Annotated in this window: 14 protein-coding genes; 6 read left to right on the forward strand and 8 right to left on the reverse strand. The window is 72.4% G+C overall.

Features of this window, described 5'->3' with window-relative positions; genetic code table 11:
* Positions 1 to 122 precede the first annotated feature (122 nt).
* Positions 123 to 803: a carbon monoxide dehydrogenase subunit G gene (locus tag ACIBVQ_RS20310; protein ID WP_399179118.1), complete on the reverse strand. Its 681-nt coding sequence runs from the start codon at positions 801 to 803 to the stop codon at positions 123 to 125.
* Positions 804 to 820: 17 nt separating this feature from the next.
* Positions 821 to 1768: a fatty acid desaturase family protein gene (locus ACIBVQ_RS20315; RefSeq protein WP_386190642.1), complete on the reverse strand. Its 948-nt coding sequence runs from the start codon at positions 1766 to 1768 to the stop codon at positions 821 to 823.
* Positions 1769 to 2050: 282 nt separating this feature from the next.
* Between ACIBVQ_RS20315 and ACIBVQ_RS20320 the strand changes: the two genes are divergently transcribed.
* From ACIBVQ_RS20320 to cydB, 3 genes are all read left to right on the forward strand, one after another.
* Positions 2051 to 2926, forward strand: a complete 876-nt coding sequence (locus ACIBVQ_RS20320; RefSeq protein ID WP_399179120.1) for a polysaccharide deacetylase family protein — start codon at positions 2051 to 2053, stop codon at positions 2924 to 2926.
* Positions 2927 to 3393: 467 nt separating this feature from the next.
* A complete protein-coding gene (locus tag ACIBVQ_RS20325) occupies positions 3394 to 4833 on the forward strand; it encodes a cytochrome ubiquinol oxidase subunit I (protein WP_352011350.1) in 1440 nt (479 codons plus the stop codon).
* A 12-nt stretch (positions 4834 to 4845) separates the two neighbouring features.
* On the forward strand, positions 4846 to 5787 hold the full coding sequence (gene cydB, locus ACIBVQ_RS20330) for a cytochrome d ubiquinol oxidase subunit II (protein WP_352011349.1): 942 nt from the start codon (positions 4846 to 4848) through the stop codon (positions 5785 to 5787).
* Here cydB and cutA read toward each other — a convergent pair.
* The 4 genes from cutA to ACIBVQ_RS20350 are packed head-to-tail and all read right to left on the reverse strand — an operon-like array spanning position 5745 to position 10952.
* The gene (cutA, locus tag ACIBVQ_RS20335; RefSeq protein WP_399179122.1) at positions 5745 to 8189 is read right to left on the reverse strand and encodes an aerobic carbon-monoxide dehydrogenase large subunit; all 2445 of its coding nucleotides are present in this window, start codon (positions 8187 to 8189) and stop codon (positions 5745 to 5747) included. The genes cydB and cutA overlap by 43 nt on opposite strands.
* Positions 8186 to 8659, reverse strand: coding sequence for a (2Fe-2S)-binding protein (locus ACIBVQ_RS20340; protein ID WP_352011723.1), 474 nt, complete (start codon positions 8657 to 8659; stop codon positions 8186 to 8188). Before ACIBVQ_RS20340 ends, cutA begins: the two co-directional genes overlap by 4 nt.
* Before the next feature lie 5 nt (positions 8660 to 8664).
* The gene (locus ACIBVQ_RS20345) at positions 8665 to 9558 is read right to left on the reverse strand and encodes an FAD binding domain-containing protein (RefSeq protein WP_399179124.1); all 894 of its coding nucleotides are present in this window, start codon (positions 9556 to 9558) and stop codon (positions 8665 to 8667) included.
* Positions 9555 to 10952 (reverse strand): uracil-xanthine permease family protein, encoded by a 1398-nt coding sequence (locus tag ACIBVQ_RS20350; protein WP_399179126.1) that lies wholly within the window; start codon positions 10950 to 10952, stop codon positions 9555 to 9557. The genes ACIBVQ_RS20345 and ACIBVQ_RS20350 overlap by 4 nt, the downstream gene beginning before the upstream one ends.
* A gap of 284 nt (positions 10953 to 11236) precedes the next feature.
* On the opposite strand from ACIBVQ_RS20350, the gene ACIBVQ_RS20355 reads away from it, so the two are divergent.
* Positions 11237 to 13639 (forward strand): germacradienol/geosmin synthase, encoded by a 2403-nt coding sequence (locus ACIBVQ_RS20355; RefSeq protein ID WP_399179128.1) that lies wholly within the window; start codon positions 11237 to 11239, stop codon positions 13637 to 13639.
* 3 nt (positions 13640 to 13642) lie between these two features.
* Here the strand turns inward: ACIBVQ_RS20355 and ACIBVQ_RS20360 are convergent, their stop codons facing one another.
* Together ACIBVQ_RS20360 and ACIBVQ_RS20365 are read right to left on the reverse strand one after the other, a co-directional pair.
* On the reverse strand, positions 13643 to 13864 hold the full coding sequence (locus tag ACIBVQ_RS20360) for an RNA-binding S4 domain-containing protein (RefSeq protein ID WP_352011344.1): 222 nt from the start codon (positions 13862 to 13864) through the stop codon (positions 13643 to 13645).
* Positions 13865 to 13874: 10 nt separating this feature from the next.
* Positions 13875 to 15443: a PucR family transcriptional regulator gene (locus tag ACIBVQ_RS20365; protein ID WP_399179130.1), complete on the reverse strand. Its 1569-nt coding sequence runs from the start codon at positions 15441 to 15443 to the stop codon at positions 13875 to 13877.
* Positions 15444 to 15664: 221 nt separating this feature from the next.
* Between ACIBVQ_RS20365 and ACIBVQ_RS20370 the strand changes: the two genes are divergently transcribed.
* Positions 15665 to 16567 carry a DUF2877 domain-containing protein gene (locus tag ACIBVQ_RS20370; RefSeq protein ID WP_352011342.1) on the forward strand — a complete coding sequence of 301 codons (903 nt, stop codon included), beginning with the start codon at positions 15665 to 15667 and terminating at the stop codon, positions 16565 to 16567.
* Complete coding sequence (locus tag ACIBVQ_RS20375; protein ID WP_399179132.1) at positions 16564 to 18027, forward strand: FdrA family protein; 1464 nt, start codon at positions 16564 to 16566, stop codon at positions 18025 to 18027. Before ACIBVQ_RS20370 ends, ACIBVQ_RS20375 begins: the two co-directional genes overlap by 4 nt.
* The last annotated feature ends 10 nt before the right edge of the window (positions 18028 to 18037 follow it).

Genomic DNA, 18037 nt, shown 5'->3' on the forward strand with positions numbered 1-18037 from the left:
CCGTGTCGGCACAGCCCAAAGTCCCAGAAGCCGGATGTTTCCTCGCCTGGCGCACCGGCGCCTTGACCCGAAAAGCGCCCCCTCTTCACCGCTCCCTGATCAATCCCCGGCCCGCCCCGGGGTCAGCGCCCTCTGCCGGTCCTGCCGAGCAGCCAGCCGATCACGGCGCTGCCGAGCGCGACCCCCGCCCCCATGCCGAACGCCGCCAGGACCGGCCAGGCGGGACCGTTCTCACGGTGCCGTACGGCGGGCCGCTCGAAGACCCGGGCGGGTTCCCCGGTCGCGGCCTCATGGACCTCCTCGGGCGCGGCCCCAAGGGCGGGGACGGCCTCAGGGGCGGGGACGGCCTCAGGGGCGGGGACGGGGGTGCCGGACAGGTGGGTCTCGACGGCGGAGAAGAAATCACCGGCCGTCCTCTTCGCCACCGAGCCGAGCACCCGCTGGCCGACGCCGCCGATCATGCCGCCCACCACGGCCTCCGCGTCGTAGTCGACCCGGGTGCCGTCCTCGACCTCGCTGAGCCGTACCTCGACGGTCGCCTCCACGGTGCCCGGCGCGCCCTGGCCCCTGGCCCTGAGCACGAACCGGTGCGGGGCCTGCGGGTCGAGCAGGGCCACCTCCCCCCGGTAGACCCCCTTGACGGAGGCCACCCCGGCGGTGACCGTCATCCGATAGACCCCGGGCCCCGTCTCCTCAAGGCGCTCGCAGCCGGGGATCGTCCGTACGAGCACGGCCGGGTTCTGCAGCGCGGACCACACGCGTTCTCTGTCGATGCCGAGTACGGCACTGCCTGCGACCTTCACTCCAGCACGATAGGCCGTCAGGTCCTCCGCGTCCGCAACGGCTCACCCGCCTCGTGCAGGTGCCGCAGGGCCTGGCCGTACGACTCGATCAGGCCGCACTCCAGGTAGGGGATGCCCAGTTCCGCGCAGTACCTCCTGACGATGGGCTGGGCGTGACGCAGGTTGGGGGCCGGCATGCCGGGGAACAGGTGGTGCTCGATCTGGTAGTTCAGCCCGCCGAGCAGGACGTCGACCACCCGGCCGCCGCGTACGTTGCGCGAGGTCAGCACCTGCTTCCTGAGGAAGTCGAGCCCGTCCTCGTCGGTCGGCATCGGCATCCCCTTGTGGTTGGGGGCGAAGGTGCAGCCCAGGTAGACGCCGAAGACCGCCTGGTGCACGAGCAGGAAGGCCACCGCCCTGCCCGGCGAGAGCACGGCGAACAGCGCGCCGAGATAGGCCACGACGTGTACGGCCAGCAGCGCCGCCTCAAGCCCCCTGCGCCGCAGGCTGGGGCGGGCCAGCGCCCTGAAGCTCGAAACGTGCAGGTTGAACCCCTCCAGGGTGAGCAGCGGGAAGAACAGGTAGGCCTGCCACCCGCCGATGAGCCTGGCCAGTCCCCGGCTCTCGACCGCCTGCTCCCTCGACCAGACCAGGGCGTCCGGGGCGACGTCGGGGTCGTGGTCGGCGTGGTTGGGGTTGGCGTGGTGGCGGGTGTGCTTGTCCATCCACCAGCCGTAACTCATGCCGATCGCCAGGTTGCCCGCGACCAGACCGGCGGCCTCCGCGGCGCTTCTGGCGCGCAGGACCTGCCGGTGGGCCAGGTCGTGGGCGACCAGCGCGACCTGGGCGAACACCACGGCGAGGAAGACCGCGACGAGGAGCTGGTACCAGGAGTCGCCGACCGTGAGGAAGGCCGCCCAGCCCGCGACGTAGAGACCGCCGACGATCCCCAGGCGCAGGACGTAGTGACCCGGCCGTGGATTCATCAGCCCCGCCTCCGTGACGCGACGCGACAGGCGCGCGAAGTCGCTGCCCCTGGCGCTCCTGAGCATGGTCGTTTCGGTCACACTTCCCCCTATATCCGTGGAGTGCCGGGGTGGCACCCGCCACAGGATCGCTGCAGCGGCCGGGGGCGCGGACCCCCGCCGCCACCCCGGATCGTGGTAGTGCTGGCCCCACCCCTGATGCACCGGTTATGAGAGGTTTCGCAGGGAGATCAGGGGTTTACCAGCCAATTGAGGCTTCTGTTACTGGCAGGATGGTGCCCCATGACTTCGGGGACGTCGTGGGCGATCAGGACGGCGGCCGTGTTCACGGCCCTGGCGGCGAGCGCGGGGTGCGCGGCGGGGACCGGCGGCGACGCGAGGCCGGGCACGGGCGGGCGGGCCGCCGGGGAGCCCTCCGCGAGGACGACCCCCACCACGGCCCCTGCCCGCCCGCAGGGACCGCCCGGCGTGCCGCCCAGGCCCGGGGAGGTCGGCAGGATCCCCCGGCCCGCCGACGGGCTGCCGCCGGTGATCAGCTCGATCCCGACGACCAGGAAGGTGGTCTTCCTCACCATCGACGACGGCTGGGAGCAGGACCCCGGCTTCCTCGCGCGGGTCCGCGACCGGCGGATCCCGATCACGGCCTTCGTCACCCGCGACGCCGTCGAGGCCAGGGGCGCGACCGACCCGACCGCCCAGGGCGGCAGGTTCCTCGGCGCGGGCAAGTGGGGCTACATGCGCGACCTGCGCGACGCGGGGGTGCCGATCGAGAACCACACCCTGACCCACCCGAACCTGCCCACGCTGGGCTACGCGGGACAGCGGGCCGAGATCTGCGGCGCCTCCACGGTGATCCGCAGGCAGACGGGCAGGAGGCCCACGCTCCTGCGCCCGCCGTTCGGCAACCAGAACTCCCTGACCCGTAAGGCCGCCAAGTCCTGCGGCGTCGACGCCCTGCTGCTGTGGACCGCGACCGTGCAGCCCGGCGGGAAGATCGCCTACCAGGTGCCGGACAAGAAGCTGCGCCCGGGAGACGTCCTGCTGATGCACTTCAGGCCCAACCTGTCGCGGGACTTCCGCGTCCTGGTCGACAAGATCGAACGCAGGGGCTTCGAGCTCGGCAACCTGGACGCCTACCTGAAGGCGGCGCTGCGTTAGGGCCTGTTCCGCGGACCTTCACGCCCACCGCGGCCGCCCGGCCGACGGCCCGCGGAACAGGTCCCGGTCATCCGCGCGGGGAGGATCGTCCCGGTCTCGGTGAGGAGGCGGGTCCGCCGCCCGGCGTACGCCGGAGTCATTCCGGCGGCTGACGACCCGTGGGGGTCACGTGACCGACGATGGTCGTGTGCTCGCGGGACCTGGTGACCCGCGAGCCCTCCCCGGCGGGTGGGGCGCGCACCTCGCCCGCCGGGACGACCGGGGCCCGGAGCCCCGGTGGCACGGGGAAAGCAGGCGCCGCGAGCCGGAGGGGACGATCTTGGTCCGGAGGAGATGTGCGGTCTCCCACCGGCCATGTGACAGAGATCGCATGTGCTCGCGGCGCCAACCCCTCTCAATGCTCTACGCCTTGTAGTACTACTAGTAGTAGAACTACGAGTTGTAGAGCTCCAGCCCGCGAGGGGAAGATGGACGCACTAGACCTGGCACGGTGGCAGTTCGGGGTCACCACCGTTTATCACTTTCTTTTCGTACCTCTGACGATCGGCCTCGGCGTCTTCGTGGCCGGGTTGCAGACCGCCTGGCACCGTACCGGCAAGGAGCACTACCTGAGGTTGACGAAGTTCTTCGGGAAGTTGTTCCTGATCAACTTCGCGATGGGCGTGGTCACCGGCATCGTGCAGGAGTTCCAGTTCGGGATGAACTGGAGCGAGTACTCGGTCTTCGTCGGAGACGTCTTCGGCGCGCCGCTCGCCCTTGAGGCGCTGCTCGCCTTCTTCCTTGAGTCGACCTTCCTCGGCCTGTGGATCTTCGGCTGGGACCGGCTCCCCAAGCGGGTCCACCTGGCGACCATCTGGGCCGCGGTGATCGGCTCCAACCTGTCGGCCTACTTCATCCTCGCCGCGAACGCCTGGATGAAGCACCCGGTCGGCTACGAGGTCGTCGACGGCAAGGCCCGCATGACGGACCTGTGGGCGGTGCTGACCAACCCGACCGCGACCGCCCAGGTGCCCCACGTGGTGGCGGCGTCGTTCGTGGTGGCGGGCGGTTTCGTGCTGGCCGTGTGCGGATACCGCATCCTGCGGGAACGGCGCGACCCCGACCGCACCAGGCCCGTACGGCGTGGCGCGGACATGTGGCGGACCCCGGTGCGGGCGGCCCTGGTCATGACGGCGATCGCGGGAGCCGTCGTCGCGGTCAGCGGCGACACCTCCGCCAAGCTGATGTACGAGCAGCAGCCGATGAAGCTCGCCGCCGCCGAGGGGCTCAGGCACGACACCGCCGGGGCGCCCTTCTCCCCGGTGCCCGGCGTCGAGGTGCCCATGCTGCTCAGCTTCCTGGCGACCAACGACCCGCAGGCCGTGGTGCAGGGCACCGAGGACCTGCAGAAGCGCTTCACCGAGCGGTTCGGCCCGGCCGACTACCGCCCCAACCTGCCGGTGGTCTTCTGGTCCTTCCGCGTGATGATCGTCTTCGGGATGACCACGGTCGGCCTGGCCGTACTCGGCCTGTGGCTGACCCGGGGGCGCCGCCGCGGACGCCGCGGGGAGGGTCCGCCGCGTGCGGTGCCCTCGTGGCTGGCCCGCGCGTTCCTGCTCGCCCTGCCGCTGCCGACCCTCGCGATCATCGCGGGCTGGCTGCTCAGCGAGATCGGCCGCCAGCCGTGGACCGTCCAGGGTGAGCTGCTCACCGCCGCCAGCGTCTCCCCCGGCGTCGGGCTCGGCCAGGTCGCCGTCTCCCTCGCCCTGTTCACCGCCCTGTACGGCGCGCTCGCGCTGGCCGAGGCCGTACTGATCGTCCGGCACGTCAAGGCGGGTCCCGAACCCGTCCCCGCGCGCCGGCCGGACGTGCCCTCCGGTGTGGGCGGGAACGCGACCGCCGAACTCCAGCCGACCCTGATGTACTGAGGCGTCAAGATCATGGAACTCACCACCTTCTGGTTCGCGATCATCGCGTTCCTGTGGACCGGCTACTTCGTCCTTGAGGGGTTCGATTTCGGAGTCGGGCTGCTCGCCCCGGTGCTCTCCAGGAACGAGGCGGAGCGCAAGCAGGTGCTCGGCACGATCGGCCCCGTCTGGGACGGCAACGAGGTCTGGCTGATCACCGCGGTCGGCGCGATGTTCGCCGCCTTCCCCGCCTGGTACGCCGGGATGCTCAGCACGTTCTACCTGCCGCTCACGCTGATCCTGGCGGGACTCATCGTGCGCGGTGTCGGCCTTGAGTGGCGGGGCAAGGTCCAGCACGCCTCCGACCGCGCCTGGTGCGACCTGGGCGTCATGGTCGGCAGCGGGCTGACCGCCTTCCTGTGGGGCGCCGTCTTCGCCGACCTGCTGCACGGCAGCGCCCTGGCGGCGCTGGTCGGCGGGGTGTTCTCGCTGTCGGTCTGCGCGCTGCACGGCGCGGTCTTCGTCGCCCTCAAGACGACCGGAGCCGTACGGGCCAGGGCCCGCCGTACCGCGATGGCGGTCTCCGCGGTCGCGGTGCCCGCCGCGGTCGTCGCCCTGTCCGGCATCCCCGCGGCCCGTACGGCCGTGGCCGACTGGACCGCCGCGCCGTGGCTGTGGGCCTGCGCGCTGACCGCGATGGCGGCCCTGGCCGCCGGGGTCGCGCTGGTCTGGCGGGGCAGGGAGGGCTGGGCGTTCACCGCGACCGCCTCCTCGCTCGCGCTGGGCGGCGTCGCCCTGTTCGGCGCCCTGTGGCCCGCCCCGCTGCCCGGCCTCACCGTCGCCGGGGCGGCCTCCGGGCCGTACACGCTGGGCATGCTGACCTGGATCGGCCTGGCCGCGCTGCCCTTCGTGCTCGGCTACCAGGCCTGGTCCTACTGGGTGTTCCGCAAGAGGCTGGTCGCCGAGCCGGTCTGACCGGTCCGCCGGTCAGGGGAAGCCGAGCGGCGCAGGTCGAACAGCTCCGACGGGGAGATGGGCATCCGGTCGATCCTGATGCCCTCCGCGTCCTCGACGGCGGAGGCGATCACCGCGGAGACCGGGATGACCCCCGCCTCCCCCGCCCCCTTGACGCCGAGCGGGTTCAACGGCGACGGCGTCCGCAGGTGGGCGGTCTCCACGTGGGGGACCTCGGTCGCGTACGGCATCAGGAAGTCCATGAACGAGGCGTTCAGCAACTGGCCGTGCTCGTCGTAGACCATCCGCTCGTACAGCGCGCCGCCGACGCCCTGGGCGACCCCGCCGTGGATCTGCCCCTCGACGATCATCGGGTTGATCAGGTTGCCGCAGTCGTGGACGACGGCGTAGCGCAGGATGCGGATCTCCGCGGTCAGCGGGTCGGTCTCCACGATCGCCGCGTGCATGCCGGAGGCGAAGGTCGAGCGGATCGGCGAGTAGTAGCCACGGCCCTCAAGCCCCGGCTCGTCCCCCTCGGCGACCGGCGGCCTGTCCGGGGACGGGGTGCCCGCGAACTGGGTCGCCCGGCCCGCCTCCGCGTCGAAGGCGTAGCGCAGCGGGTTGGACAGCACCGCGACCGTGGCCAGCGGCAGGCCCGTGCCCGGCGAGCCGACGACCCGCACCACCCCGTCGACGATCTCCAGGTCGCCGGGGTCGGCCTCCAGGGCGTCCGAGGCGATCCGCAGCGCCTTCTCCCTGACCTTCCCGCAGGCCAGGGCGATGGCGTTGCCGCTCATCACCGCCGCCCGCGAGGCGAACGTGCCGACCGCGTAGCCGAACCTGCGGGTGTCGCCGGTGACCACGCTGACCCGTTCGATCGGCACGCCGAGCTCGGAGGCGGCGATCTGGGCGAACACCGTCTCGTGGCCCTGGCCCTGTGAGGTGAGGCCGGTCGAGACGTGCACCCGGCCGTCGGAGGTGATCTGGACGTGACCCCCCTCGTACGGCCCGACCCCGGTGCCCTCCACGTAGCAGCCGATGCCGATGCCGAGCCTGCGTCCCTGTCCCGTGGCCCGTTCCCTCAGCGCGGGGAAGTCGTCCCAGCCGACGAGTTCCTTGAGCATGCGCAGCGACGCCGGGTAGTCGCCGCTGTCGTAGATCAGCGGGCGGCCGTCCTGGAAGGTCAGGCCCTGGTCGTAGGGGAACTCCTCCGGCTGGATGAAGTTGGCCTCGCGCACCGCCGTACGGTCCAGGCCCAGGTGCCGGGCGATGCGGTCCATCGTCCGTTCCATGCAGAAGACCGCCTGCGGGCGCCCCGCCCCCCGGTACGGCGTGACCTGCACGGTGTTGGTGTAGAGGGAGGAGAACTCCACCCGGTAGGCGCCCAGCTTGTAGGGGCCGGGAAGCTGGGTCGAGGTGATGATCGGCACGATGATCCCGTACGGCGTGTAGGCGCCGTGGTCGTGCAGGATCGTCACGTCGAGCCCGAGCACCCGTCCCCGGTCGTCGAAGCCGACCCGGACGTGGTGCGCCTGGGCGCGCTCGTGCGCCGAGGAGACGAAGTGCTCACGCCTGTCCTCGGTCCACCTGACCTCGTGGCCGAGCAGCATGGCGGCCCACGGGACGAGCACCTCCTCCGGCCAGGGGTGCACGATCTTGACGCCGAACCCGCCGCCCACGTCCGGGGCGACGACCTCGACCTGGGGCAGCGGCAGGCCGAGCTTGGCGGCGATCGCCATCCTGACGCTGGTGGAGGTCTGGGTGCTCGAATGCACCCGCAGCGACCGGTCCCCGGCGTCCCAGCGGGCGTGCACCCCGCGCCCCTCAAGGGGCGTGGCGGCGCTGCGCTCGATGTCCAGGCCGAACTCCAGCCGGTACGGCGCCGCCTCGATCGCCTCCCGGGCGCCCAGTCCGGTCGCCGAGCGCACCTCCTGGACCAGGTGGGCGCCGACGTTGCCCGGCACGTCCCGGTGGACCAGCGTCTCGGCACGCCTCGCCCGCTCGATGCCGACGACCGGCGTGAGCGGCTCGTAGTCGACCTCGATCAGCGCGCAGACGTCCTCGGCGAGGTAGCGGTCGCGGGCGACGACCATCACGACGGGCTCGCCGACGTGCCTGACGACGTCCCGCGCCAGCGGGTGGGCGGTGCGGCCGTGGGTCAGCGCCGGATGCGGGATCAGCAGCGGCAGCGGCTCGGCCAGCCGGGCGGGCAGGTCCTCCCAGGTGTAGATCGCCACCAGCCCCTCGACGTCGATCGCCGCCGAGACGTCTATGTCGCGGATCACGGCGTGCGCGTGCGGGGACCTGACGAACGCCGCCTCGAAGGCGCCCTCGCCGATGTCGTCCAGGTAGCGGCCCCCGCCGGTCAGCAGCCTGGGGTCCTCCCTGCGCCGTACCGGCTCCCCGAACAGCCGTGTCGTCACCGCTCCTCCGCCAGGATCTCGGCGGCCCGGTGGACCGCTCTGACGATGTTCTGGTAGCCGGTGCACCGGCACAGGTTGCCGGAGAGCCCCTCGACGACCTCCTCCTCACCCGGCGCCGGGTTGTCGCGCAGCAGGGCGGTGACCGTGCACAGGAACCCCGGCGTGCAGAACCCGCACTGCAGGCCGTGGCACTCGGCGAAGGCCCGCTGCACCGGGGAGAGCGTGCCGTCCGGCTCCGCGAGCCCCTCCACGGTCGTCACCTCGTGCCCGTCCGCGCTCGCCGCGAACATCAGGCACGAGCGCACCGGCCGCCCGTCGAACAGCACCGTGCAGCAGCCGCAGACGCCGTGCTCGCACCCGACGTGTGTGCCGGTCAGCCCGAGGTCGTGCCGCAGGCAGTCCGACAGCAGCCGCCGCCCCGGCACCGTGACCCGCCGTACGACCCCGTTGACCGTCAGGGTGATCGCGATGTCCCTCACCCGCGCGCCGCCTTCCGCTCCGCTTCCTGCGCCGCCTGCCGGGCCGCCTCTGTCAGCGCCCGTTCGGCCAGCACCCCCAGCAGGTGCCGCCGGTAGTCCGCGCTCGCGTGGATGTCGGCCTCCGGTTCCGTCCCGTCCCGTACGGCCGCCGCCGCGCCCCGCCAGTCGGCCGACCCCCACGGGTGGTGGCCGCAGGCCCCGGAGACGTCCACGACCACCGGGACCGGCCCGGCGCTCACGCACGCCGCCCTGGCCGTGACGACCCGCAGGTCCTCGTCCAGGACGACCAGCGCGGCCACCCCGGCCACCGCGTAGTCGCCGTGCCGCCTGGCCACCTCGTGGAAGGCCGTGCCCGAACGCGGCGCCAAGGCGGGGAACAGCGCCGAGACGGCCAGTTCTCCCGGCCGCAGCGCCGATTCGAGGGGACCGGTGAAGAAGGCGCCCGCGGGGACCTCCCTCGTCGCGCCCGCGCTCGCCAGCCGTACCGAACCGCCGAGCAGGGCCAGCACGGCGGGCAGTTCGGCGGCGGGGTCGGCGTGCGCCAGGCTGCCGACCACGGTGCCCCGGTTGCGGATCACCGGGTGGGCGACCAGCCTGAGCGCCCTGCGCAGCAGGGGCTGTACGGCGGCGACCGGCTCGGAGTGTTCGACCTGGGCGTGCCTGGCCAGCGCGCCGACCAGGACGCCGCCGGGCCCGGCCTCCACGGTGGCCAGTTCGGTGAGCCCGTTGACGTCCACGATGTGCCGGGGATGCGTCAGGCGCATGTTCAGCATCGGGATCAGGCTCTGTCCCCCGGCGAGGACCTTGCCCTCCCGCCCGGCGGCGGCGAGGATCTCCAGCGCCTCGCCGAGGGAACGGGGGGCGTGGTAGTCGAACGGGGGAGGCTTCACCCGGCCGCCCTTCCCTCGCCCGTTCCTCCGCTGTCCTGGCCGCCTGCCGCTCCCCCGTCCTCCCGCCCTCCGCGTCGCAGCACCCGCAGCAGGTGGTAGCCGCCGACGACCACGACGGTGCCCAGCGCGATGCCCTCAAGGGTGAAGGCCGAGCCGAAGGTGTGCCTGACCGGGCCGATGGCGAGGATGATCCCCGCCCCGATCGGCACCATGTTGACCGGGTCGGAGAAGTCGACGCGGTTCTCCACCCAGATCTTCGCGCCGAGCAGGCCGATCATGCCGTAGAGGATCACCGTGATGCCGCCGAGCACACCGCCCGGGGTCGCCGCGACCAGCGCGCCGAACTTGGGGCACAGACCGAACAGGATCGCGATGAGGGCCGCGATGTAGTACGCGGCCGTCGAGTAGACCCTGGTCGCGGCCATGACGCCGATGTTCTCCGCGTAGGTGGTCGTCGGGGAGCCGCCGAAGGCGCTGGCGACGGCGGTGGCCAGGCCGTCCGCCGCGATGGCCCTGCCCAGGTAGGGGTCCACGTCGGTGCGGGTCATCTCACCGACGGCCTTGACGTGGCCGACGTTCTCCGCGACGAGCGCGATCACCGCGGGCAGCACCAGCAGCACGGCGGAGACCCTGATGTCCGGCAGGTGCGTGTCCGGCCACCCGACCCAGGCGGCGTCGGCGACCGCGGAGAGGTTCACCCTGGGATGGGTGTCGATCCGCTGGGTCACCGCGTTGTAGGCGGTGACGTCCCCGAGGACCCGGTCGGCCGCCCAGGACAGCGCGAAGCCGAGGACCAGGCCGAGCAGGATGGCGATCCGGCCGGCGAACCCCCGCAGGACCACGAGGAACAGGAAGGTCGCGGTCATCGTGACCAGCGCGATCCACTGGTCCTGCGGCCAGTAGACGTCGGCGACCACGTAGGCCAGCCCGAAGCCGATCAGCATGACGACCGCACCGGTGACGACCGGCGGGAAGACCCGGTTGATGACCTGCACGCCCAGCCGATGTACGGCGAGGCCGACCAGGGCCAGCACCAGCCCGACGACGAGGACGGCGCCGGTGACGACCGCGTCGGCCGCGGGCGTGTCCCCGCCGTACAGGGACCTGATGGCGAGCACCCCGCCGACGAAGGAGGCGCTGGTGCCGAGGTAACTGGGGATCCTGCCGTTCACGACGAGCAGGAACATGATCGTCGCGACGCCGGAGAACATGATGGCGATGTTGGGGTCGAGGCCCATGACCAGCGGGAAGACGAACGTCGCGCCGAACATCGCCACGACGTGCTGCGCGCCGAAGCCGACCATGCGCGGCCAGGACATCCGCTCGTCCGGTTTGACGACCTCACCGGGCGCGAGGGTCCTGCCGTCCCCGTGTTTGGTCCACCCCGCAACCATCACGCCCCACCTCTCACCGGGCCGTCGGTCGGCGGCCGCCCCGCAGGCTTCCCTCCGGCGAACTCCCATGCCGTCGTCGCGGCCCGCGCCACGGACGGGCGAGGGTCTACGGAGGGTTTCCCGTAGGCACCACGTGCGAAACCCAGCTGTGTGATCATGGGGAGGTTGGAGAGATTGGTCGGAGAACTCCCGGTACGACCATGTGATGCAGTACGGTGAGTGGCGCTTTCGCGACTTTGAGTGAACCGTCCTGATCGGCCCCAGAGAAGAGTAGGCGCGCCCCCATGCAGGCTTTCACGCTGCCCGGCTTCTACATCCCGCACCCCGCCAGGCTCAATCCGCATCTGGAACGTGCCCGCGCGCACAGCAACGCCTGGGCCCGCGAGATGGGCATGCTCGACTCCCCCAAGCCCGGTGGCGGTCTTGTCTGGGACGAGCAGGCGCTGGCGAAGATGGACTACGCGCTGATGTGCGCCTACACCCACCCCGACTGCGACGGCCCCGCCCTGGACCTGATCACCGACTGGTACGTCTGGGTGTTCTTCTTCGACGACCACTTCCTTGAGCACTTCAAGCACTCGCGTGACCTGCGCGGCGCCAAGGCGCACCTCGACCGGCTCGAACTGTTCATGACCGTGGACGGCCAGGAGCCGCCCGAGCCGGAGAACCCCGCGGAGGCCGGGCTGAAGGACCTGTGGAGGCGGACGATCCCCTCGATGTCGGCCGGGTGGCGGCGGCGGTTCATCACCAGCACGCACAACCTGATGATCGAGTCGATGTGGGAGCTGCACAACATCGACCAGGGCAGGATCGCCAACCCCATCGAGTACATCCAGATGCGGCGCAGGGTCGGCGGGGCACCCTGGTCGGCCAACCTCGTCGAGTACGCCGTCGGCGCCGAGATCCCCGACGTCCTGGCCGGGACCAGGCCGCTGCACGTGCTGTGCGACACCTTCTCCGACGCCGTGCACCTGCGCAACGACCTGTTCTCCTACCAGCGCGAGGTCCGCGAGGAGGGGGAGAACTCCAACGCGGTCCTGGTCTTCGAGCGCTTCCTCGACTGCCCGACCCAGGAGGCCGCCGAACTGGTCAACGAACTGCTGACCTCACGGCTGCTGCAGTTCGAGGACACCGCGCTCGCCGAGATCCCGGCGCTGCTGGCCGAGCACGCCCTGCCCCCGGACGAGCAGGTCGCGGTCGGCCTGTACGTCAAGGGCCTGCAGGACTGGCAGTCGGGCGGCCACGAGTGGCACGCCAGGTCGAGCCGCTACATGAACGAGGGAACCGTCACCTCCCCCGGCGTCTCCAGGGGGCCGCTCGGCCTGGGCACCTCGGCCGCGCGGCTGCCGACCGCGGCGCTGACGCCGGGCCTGGCCCGCAGGACGCGCCAGCAGTCCCACCGGCCCTTCGAGCCGGTCGGACACCTGCCGCTGCCCGACTTCCACATGCCCTATCCCGTCCGCATCAGCCCCCACCTGGACGCCGCCCGCCGCGACTCGGTCGGCTGGGCGCGCCGGGTCGGCCTGTTCGACGCGATCCCCGGAGTCGAGGCCGGCGGCGTCTGGGACGAGCGGCGTTTCCTGCTCTTCGACCTGGCGCACTGCGCCTCGATGATCCACGCCGACGCGAGTCTCGAACAGCTCAACCTGTCGTCCGACTGGCTGTCCTGGGGCACCTACGGCGACGACTACTACCCCGTGGTCTTCGGCGCCTCCCGCGACCTGGCCGCGGCCAAGCTCTGCGACGAGCGGCTCGGCCTGTTCATGCCGATCGACCTGGGCGCGGTCCCCGAGCCGCTCAACCCGCTCGAACGGGGCCTGGCCGACCTGTGGCACCGTACGGCCGCGCCGATGAACGAGGCCGCCAGGCGTGACTTCCGCGCGGCGATCGAGGCGATGACCAGCAGCTGGCTGTGGGAGCTGGGCAACCAGACGGGCAACCAGGTCCCCGACCCCGTCGACTACGTCGAGATGCGCCGCGACACGTTCGGCTCCGGCCTGACGATGAGCCTGGCCAAGCTCGCGCACTACGACCTGGTGCCCGCCGAGCTGTACCACACCAGGGTGATGCGTGAGCTGGACACCGCCGCCCAGGACTACGCGACCTTCACCAACGACCTGTTCTCCTACCAGAAGGAGGTCGAGTTCGAGGGTGAGGTCCACAACATGGTGCTGGTCGTGGAGAACTTCCTCCAGGTGGACCGGCTGACCGCCAGGGACGTCGTGGCGGACCTGATGACGGCGCGGATGCGGCAGTTCCAGCACATCGTCGAGGAGGACCTGCCCGCGATGTTCGAGGAGTTCGGCCTCGGCGACGAGGTTCGCGGCGTCCTCACCCGGCACGCCGACGGCCTCAAGGAGTGGATGTCGGGAATCCTGGAGTGGCACCGCAGGTGCGCGCGGTACACCGAGGCCGAGCTGCGCCGCCACCACCACGGCTCCGTGTCCGCGGTGGTGCCCGCGACGGTGGTCTCCCGGTTCCTGCCCTCGGGGCCGGGCACCTCGGCGCTGCGCCTGCGCCCCGCCGCCGCGCGCGACGTGCCCTCCTCCCCCGCACCGGCTCCGGCGGCCCCGGCCCCGGCCCCGGCGGGGGTCGCCGCGTTCAGGAGGCCCTCCGGGCTCGGCACGTCCGCGGCCAGGCTCTCCCCGGTCTCCGTGCCGTCCCCCTCGGGGAGCGGCCCGGCGTGACGGTCAGCCGCCGGGGGCGACCACGTGGATCTCGAAGCCGTCCCCGGCGACGACCTGTCCGGCGCGGATCTTGCAGGTCTTGCGGAGCTCGACCCGCCCGTCGACCGTCACGTTGCCCTCGGCGATGAAGTGCTTGGCCTGGCCGCCCGTGTCGGTCACGGCGCAGTACTTCAGCAGGTCGCACAACGGAATGTAGTCGGTTTCCAGCTCAAAGGTCTCGTCCACGCCCGTGAGTCTAGATGCCCCGCATCCGCAGGACGTGCAGGGCCAGGGTCAGGTTCAGCCGCAGATGGGCGTCCTCGGTGAAGTCACCCAGCATCCGTTCCAGCTTGCCGATCCGGTAGCGCAGGGTGTTGTAGTGGAAGTGCAGCCGCCTGGCCGTCTCCGCGACGTTGAGGTTGGTCTCCAGCAGCACCTGCAGGGTCCTGCGCAGGTCGCCGTTGTCGGCGTCGGTGTCGGAGGCGAGCGGGCCGAGGGTCTCACGGACGAAGGCGTGCAGTTCCTCGGTGTCGCTGACCAGGGAGAGCAGCCGGTAGACCCCCAGCTGGTCGAAGTGGGCGACCGCGCCGGGGCCGTGGAGCTGGCGGCCGACCCTGGCGGCCTTCACGGCCTGGCCGTACGCCTCCGGCAGGACCTCGATCCCGGCGGCCGTCCGGCTCGCGCCGGTCGAGAAGGTCGCGGGCAGGCACTCGGCGAACGCGGCGACGGCGTCCCTGGCCAGGCGGGTGGTGTCCACGGCGGCGTCCACGACCGCGACGACCTCGTGGGAGAAGCCCGCGACCGCGCCGTGCCCGTCGTGACGGCGCATCGCGCTGGTCCAGCAGGTGACCAGCCTGTCCTGGGCGACGCGTTCGTCGCCGTCCGGGTCGAGTTCGGCGACCAGGACGGTCACCGGGCGCCGCAGGTCCCAGCCGAAGGCCTTGGCCCGCGCGGCGACCCGTTCGGCGCTGCCCGCCCTGCCGGTGAGCACGTCGCGCAGGAAGTCGGCGCGGTACTTGCTCTCGACGGCGTTCACCGCCTCCTGCCTGGTGATCACGAGCGCGGCCACGGTGGCCGCGCGCTCCAGGATGCCGATGTCGTTCTCCCCCTGCCTCGGCGGGGCGCAGGCGACGATCCGCCCGTGGTGGTGGCCGCCCGCGACGACGGGGACGAAAAGGTGTTCCCCCCGGTCCCGCGCTCCCGACGCGCGCAGCCCGGCCACCTGCTCGGCGGGCCCCGCCGCGGCCAGCACCTGCCCCGCCCCGTCCAGTACGGCGACGGCGGCGCCGAGCAGCCCGGCCACCTCCTCGGTCACCTCGCCCAGCCCGCCGCCCGCGAGCACGACCTGGACCAACGCCCGGTGCGCCTCCTCCGCCCTGGCCAGCGCCGCGGCCTGCCGGTTGAGGATGTCGGTGAGGACCTGGTTGAGGATGTCGTCGAAGCCGACGTCCTCGGGGAGCTGGATGAGCGGGAACCCGAGCCGGTCGGCCTGTTCGACCATCTCCTCGGGCAGCCTGTCCAGATAGCGGCCGAGTTTGATGCCCAGCGCGGCCAGGCCGCGTTCGTCCAGGTCGCTGACCAGCCGGTCGAGTGACTGCGGGGTGTTGCGCAGCGGATAGCCGGTGGTGAGCAGCAACTCGTTCGGCTTCACCCAGGCGAGGATGTCGGGAACCTCCATGACGTTGAGCCGCTGCACGATCCTGCCGAGGCCGCGTCCTCCGGCCAGCAGCCTGGCCCCGGCGAGTGTCGAGGCGCCCAGTACCTCGCCTACGGCCACGCCGTGGGTGATGGTTCCGGTGCTCGCCAGCCGTACAGGAGGTTCCATGACGTGATTGTCACCGATAAGGCCGTCTGTCAGGAAGAACCAACCTTTGGGGTTTCTGTTGGCACCTTTCTCCGTACGGCGAGCTCGCCGGGCGTTCTACCGTCGGCTCAGTGGAACGGGGGCGTCCTGGCCGGTCACAGCCGCGCGACACGGTGACGACACGACCGCGGCACAAGCACGGCACAGCACGGCACGGCACGGTGAAAGGCAGGCGAGGGCTCATGACCGTCGGAGCGCGTCCGAGGGCCCGGCGGAGCCGGGGCGTCCAGCCAGGACATGTACGGGCGCACGCGACGGGCGCGGCCGGCACGGCCCTGCGCGCGCTGCTGGAGTCGCCCCGCCGCCCCGCGCGGGTGCTCGCGGCCTTCCCCGCCGGGATCTACCTTGAGGTCCGCACGGAGCTGGAGCCCCACGTGGTCGCGGTGCTCTCGGGGGACGCGGTCCGGCTGCCCAACGCGATGGTGATCAACGGCCCGATGCCCCGGGTCGCCGTGGGCGAGGAGGCGTGGGTCGGTGACGGTTCCATCGAGCTCGGCGGCCTCGGCCTGCGGGCGCACCGCTGGTGGGACGCGGCGCCGCCGCTCGGTCCCGTCGAGCCCGCGCTGCTGGCCTCCTGGCTGCCGGTGCTTTCCGGACTGTGCGAGCGTTCGCCGAGACGTCCCGGGCTTGAGGGCAACGACGCCGCCGTACGGCTCGCGCTCGGGTGCGCGGAGGGTTCGCTGCTGCGCGGCGTCACGGCCGCCGAGCAGCTCGTGGGTCTCGGCCCCGGCCTCACCCCGAGCGGCGACGACATGATCGCCGGGCTGCTGGTCGCGCTGCGCCATCTCGGCACCGCCTCGGGCGTCGGCCGGGCCGTGTGGCTGGCCGACTGGCTGGCCGCGGCGGTCACCTTCGAAGCCCGTGAGCGGACGACGCCCATCTCCGCGGCGCTGCTGCACTGCGCCGCCAGGGGTGAGGCGTGCGGGGAGGTGCTGGCCGTGCTGCGGGGCCTGGCCGGGCGGCAGGCGCTCGAACCCGCGCTGCACCGGCTGTTCCAGATCGGCCACACCTCGGGAGCCGACCTGGCGTGGGGGGTGCGCGCCGGTCTCGCCGCGGTGGCCGGGCTTGCGGGAGCGGGCCGTTGAGCGCCGACCTGGTCCGGGTGCGCCCCGGGGTCTACCACGACTCGGTGAGCCTCATGCGGGTCAGCGGGGCCCTGTCGGCTCTGCCCGGGATCGAGGTGGCGGTGGTGGCGATGGCCACCGAACTGAACCTCGGCCTCGCCGCCGGGCTGGGTTTCGCGCTGCCCGAGGCGGGACAGGGCGACCTGCTGGTCGCGCTGCGCGGCGCGGGCCCCGATGACCTGGAGACGGCGCGCGCCGAGCTGGACCGGCTGCTCACGGGCCTCACCGTACGAACCGTTCAGGGAGGCGGCGGGGAACGGCCCGCGCGCACCGTGCGCTCGGCGGCGCTGCGCGGGGCCGGTGAGGGCTATGAAGGCGCTGCCACGCTGGCGCTGGTCTCGGTGCCGGGGCCCTACGCGTTCGCCGAGGCGATGGACGCGATCGAGGCCGGTCTCTCGGTGATGATCTTCAGCGACAACGTCCCCGTCGAGCAGGAGGTGCTGCTCAAGAGACGCGCGGCCGAGCTGGGCCCGCTGGTCATGGGGCCGGACTGCGGCACCGCGGTGGTCTGCGGCGCGGGTCTCGGTTTCGCGAACGTGCTGCGGCCCGGTCCCGTCGGCGTCGTCGCCGCCTCGGGGACGGGCGCCCAGCAGGTGACCTGTCTGCTGGACCTGGCCGGCGTCGGGGTCAGCCACGTGCTCGGCGTCGGCGGCAGGGACCTGTCCGCCGAGGTCGCCGGGCTGTCCACACTGCGTGCCCTGGCGGCGCTCGACGCCGACCCCTCGACCGAGCTGATCGTGCTGGTCTCCAAACCACCCGCCCCCGAGACCGGCCTGGCCGTACGGCGGGCCGCGCGGGCGCTGTCCACCCCGGTCGTGACGGCGCTGCTCGGGTCCGGCGGTGGTTCCGGCTGTGACCTCGACTGTGACCTCGACGGCGACTCCGGGGGCGGCCCCGGCGACCTGACCCACGCGGCGGAGGCCGTACTGCGGGCCCTGGGTGTCCCGGTCCCGGTGTGGCCCTCGTGGCCCGCGCCCGTGAGCCCGCGGGCGGGCCCCGCCGGGACGCTGCGCGGCGTCTACTCGGGGGGCACGCTGTGCGCGGAGGCGAGGACGGTCGCCGGGACCGGGGAGTTCACCGACTTCGGCGACGACGTCTACACCCGGGGCAGGGCGCACCCGATGATCGACCCCTCCCTGCGCCTTGAGGCCCTCGCACGGGTGCCTGCGGGGGACGTCGCGCTGCTCGACGTGGTCCTCGGACACGCCGCCGACCCCGACCCGGCCGCCGGGCTCGCCTCCGGGATCGCCTCGGCCGTGGCCCGGGGCGTGCCGGTCGTGGTGGCGCTGGTCGGCTCGCGTGACGACCCGCAGGGGCTGACCGCCCAGGCGGAGGCGCTGCGGGCGGCGGGCGCCTCGGTCTTCGTCTCCAACTCCCACGCGGCCGGGTACGCGGCGGCCCTTCTGGCGGGTGCGCGGTGACTCCGGCGAC

The sequence above is a fragment of the Streptosporangium sp. NPDC049376 genome (assembly GCF_044466505.1).
GTDB lineage: Bacteria > Actinomycetota > Actinomycetes > Streptosporangiales > Streptosporangiaceae > Streptosporangium.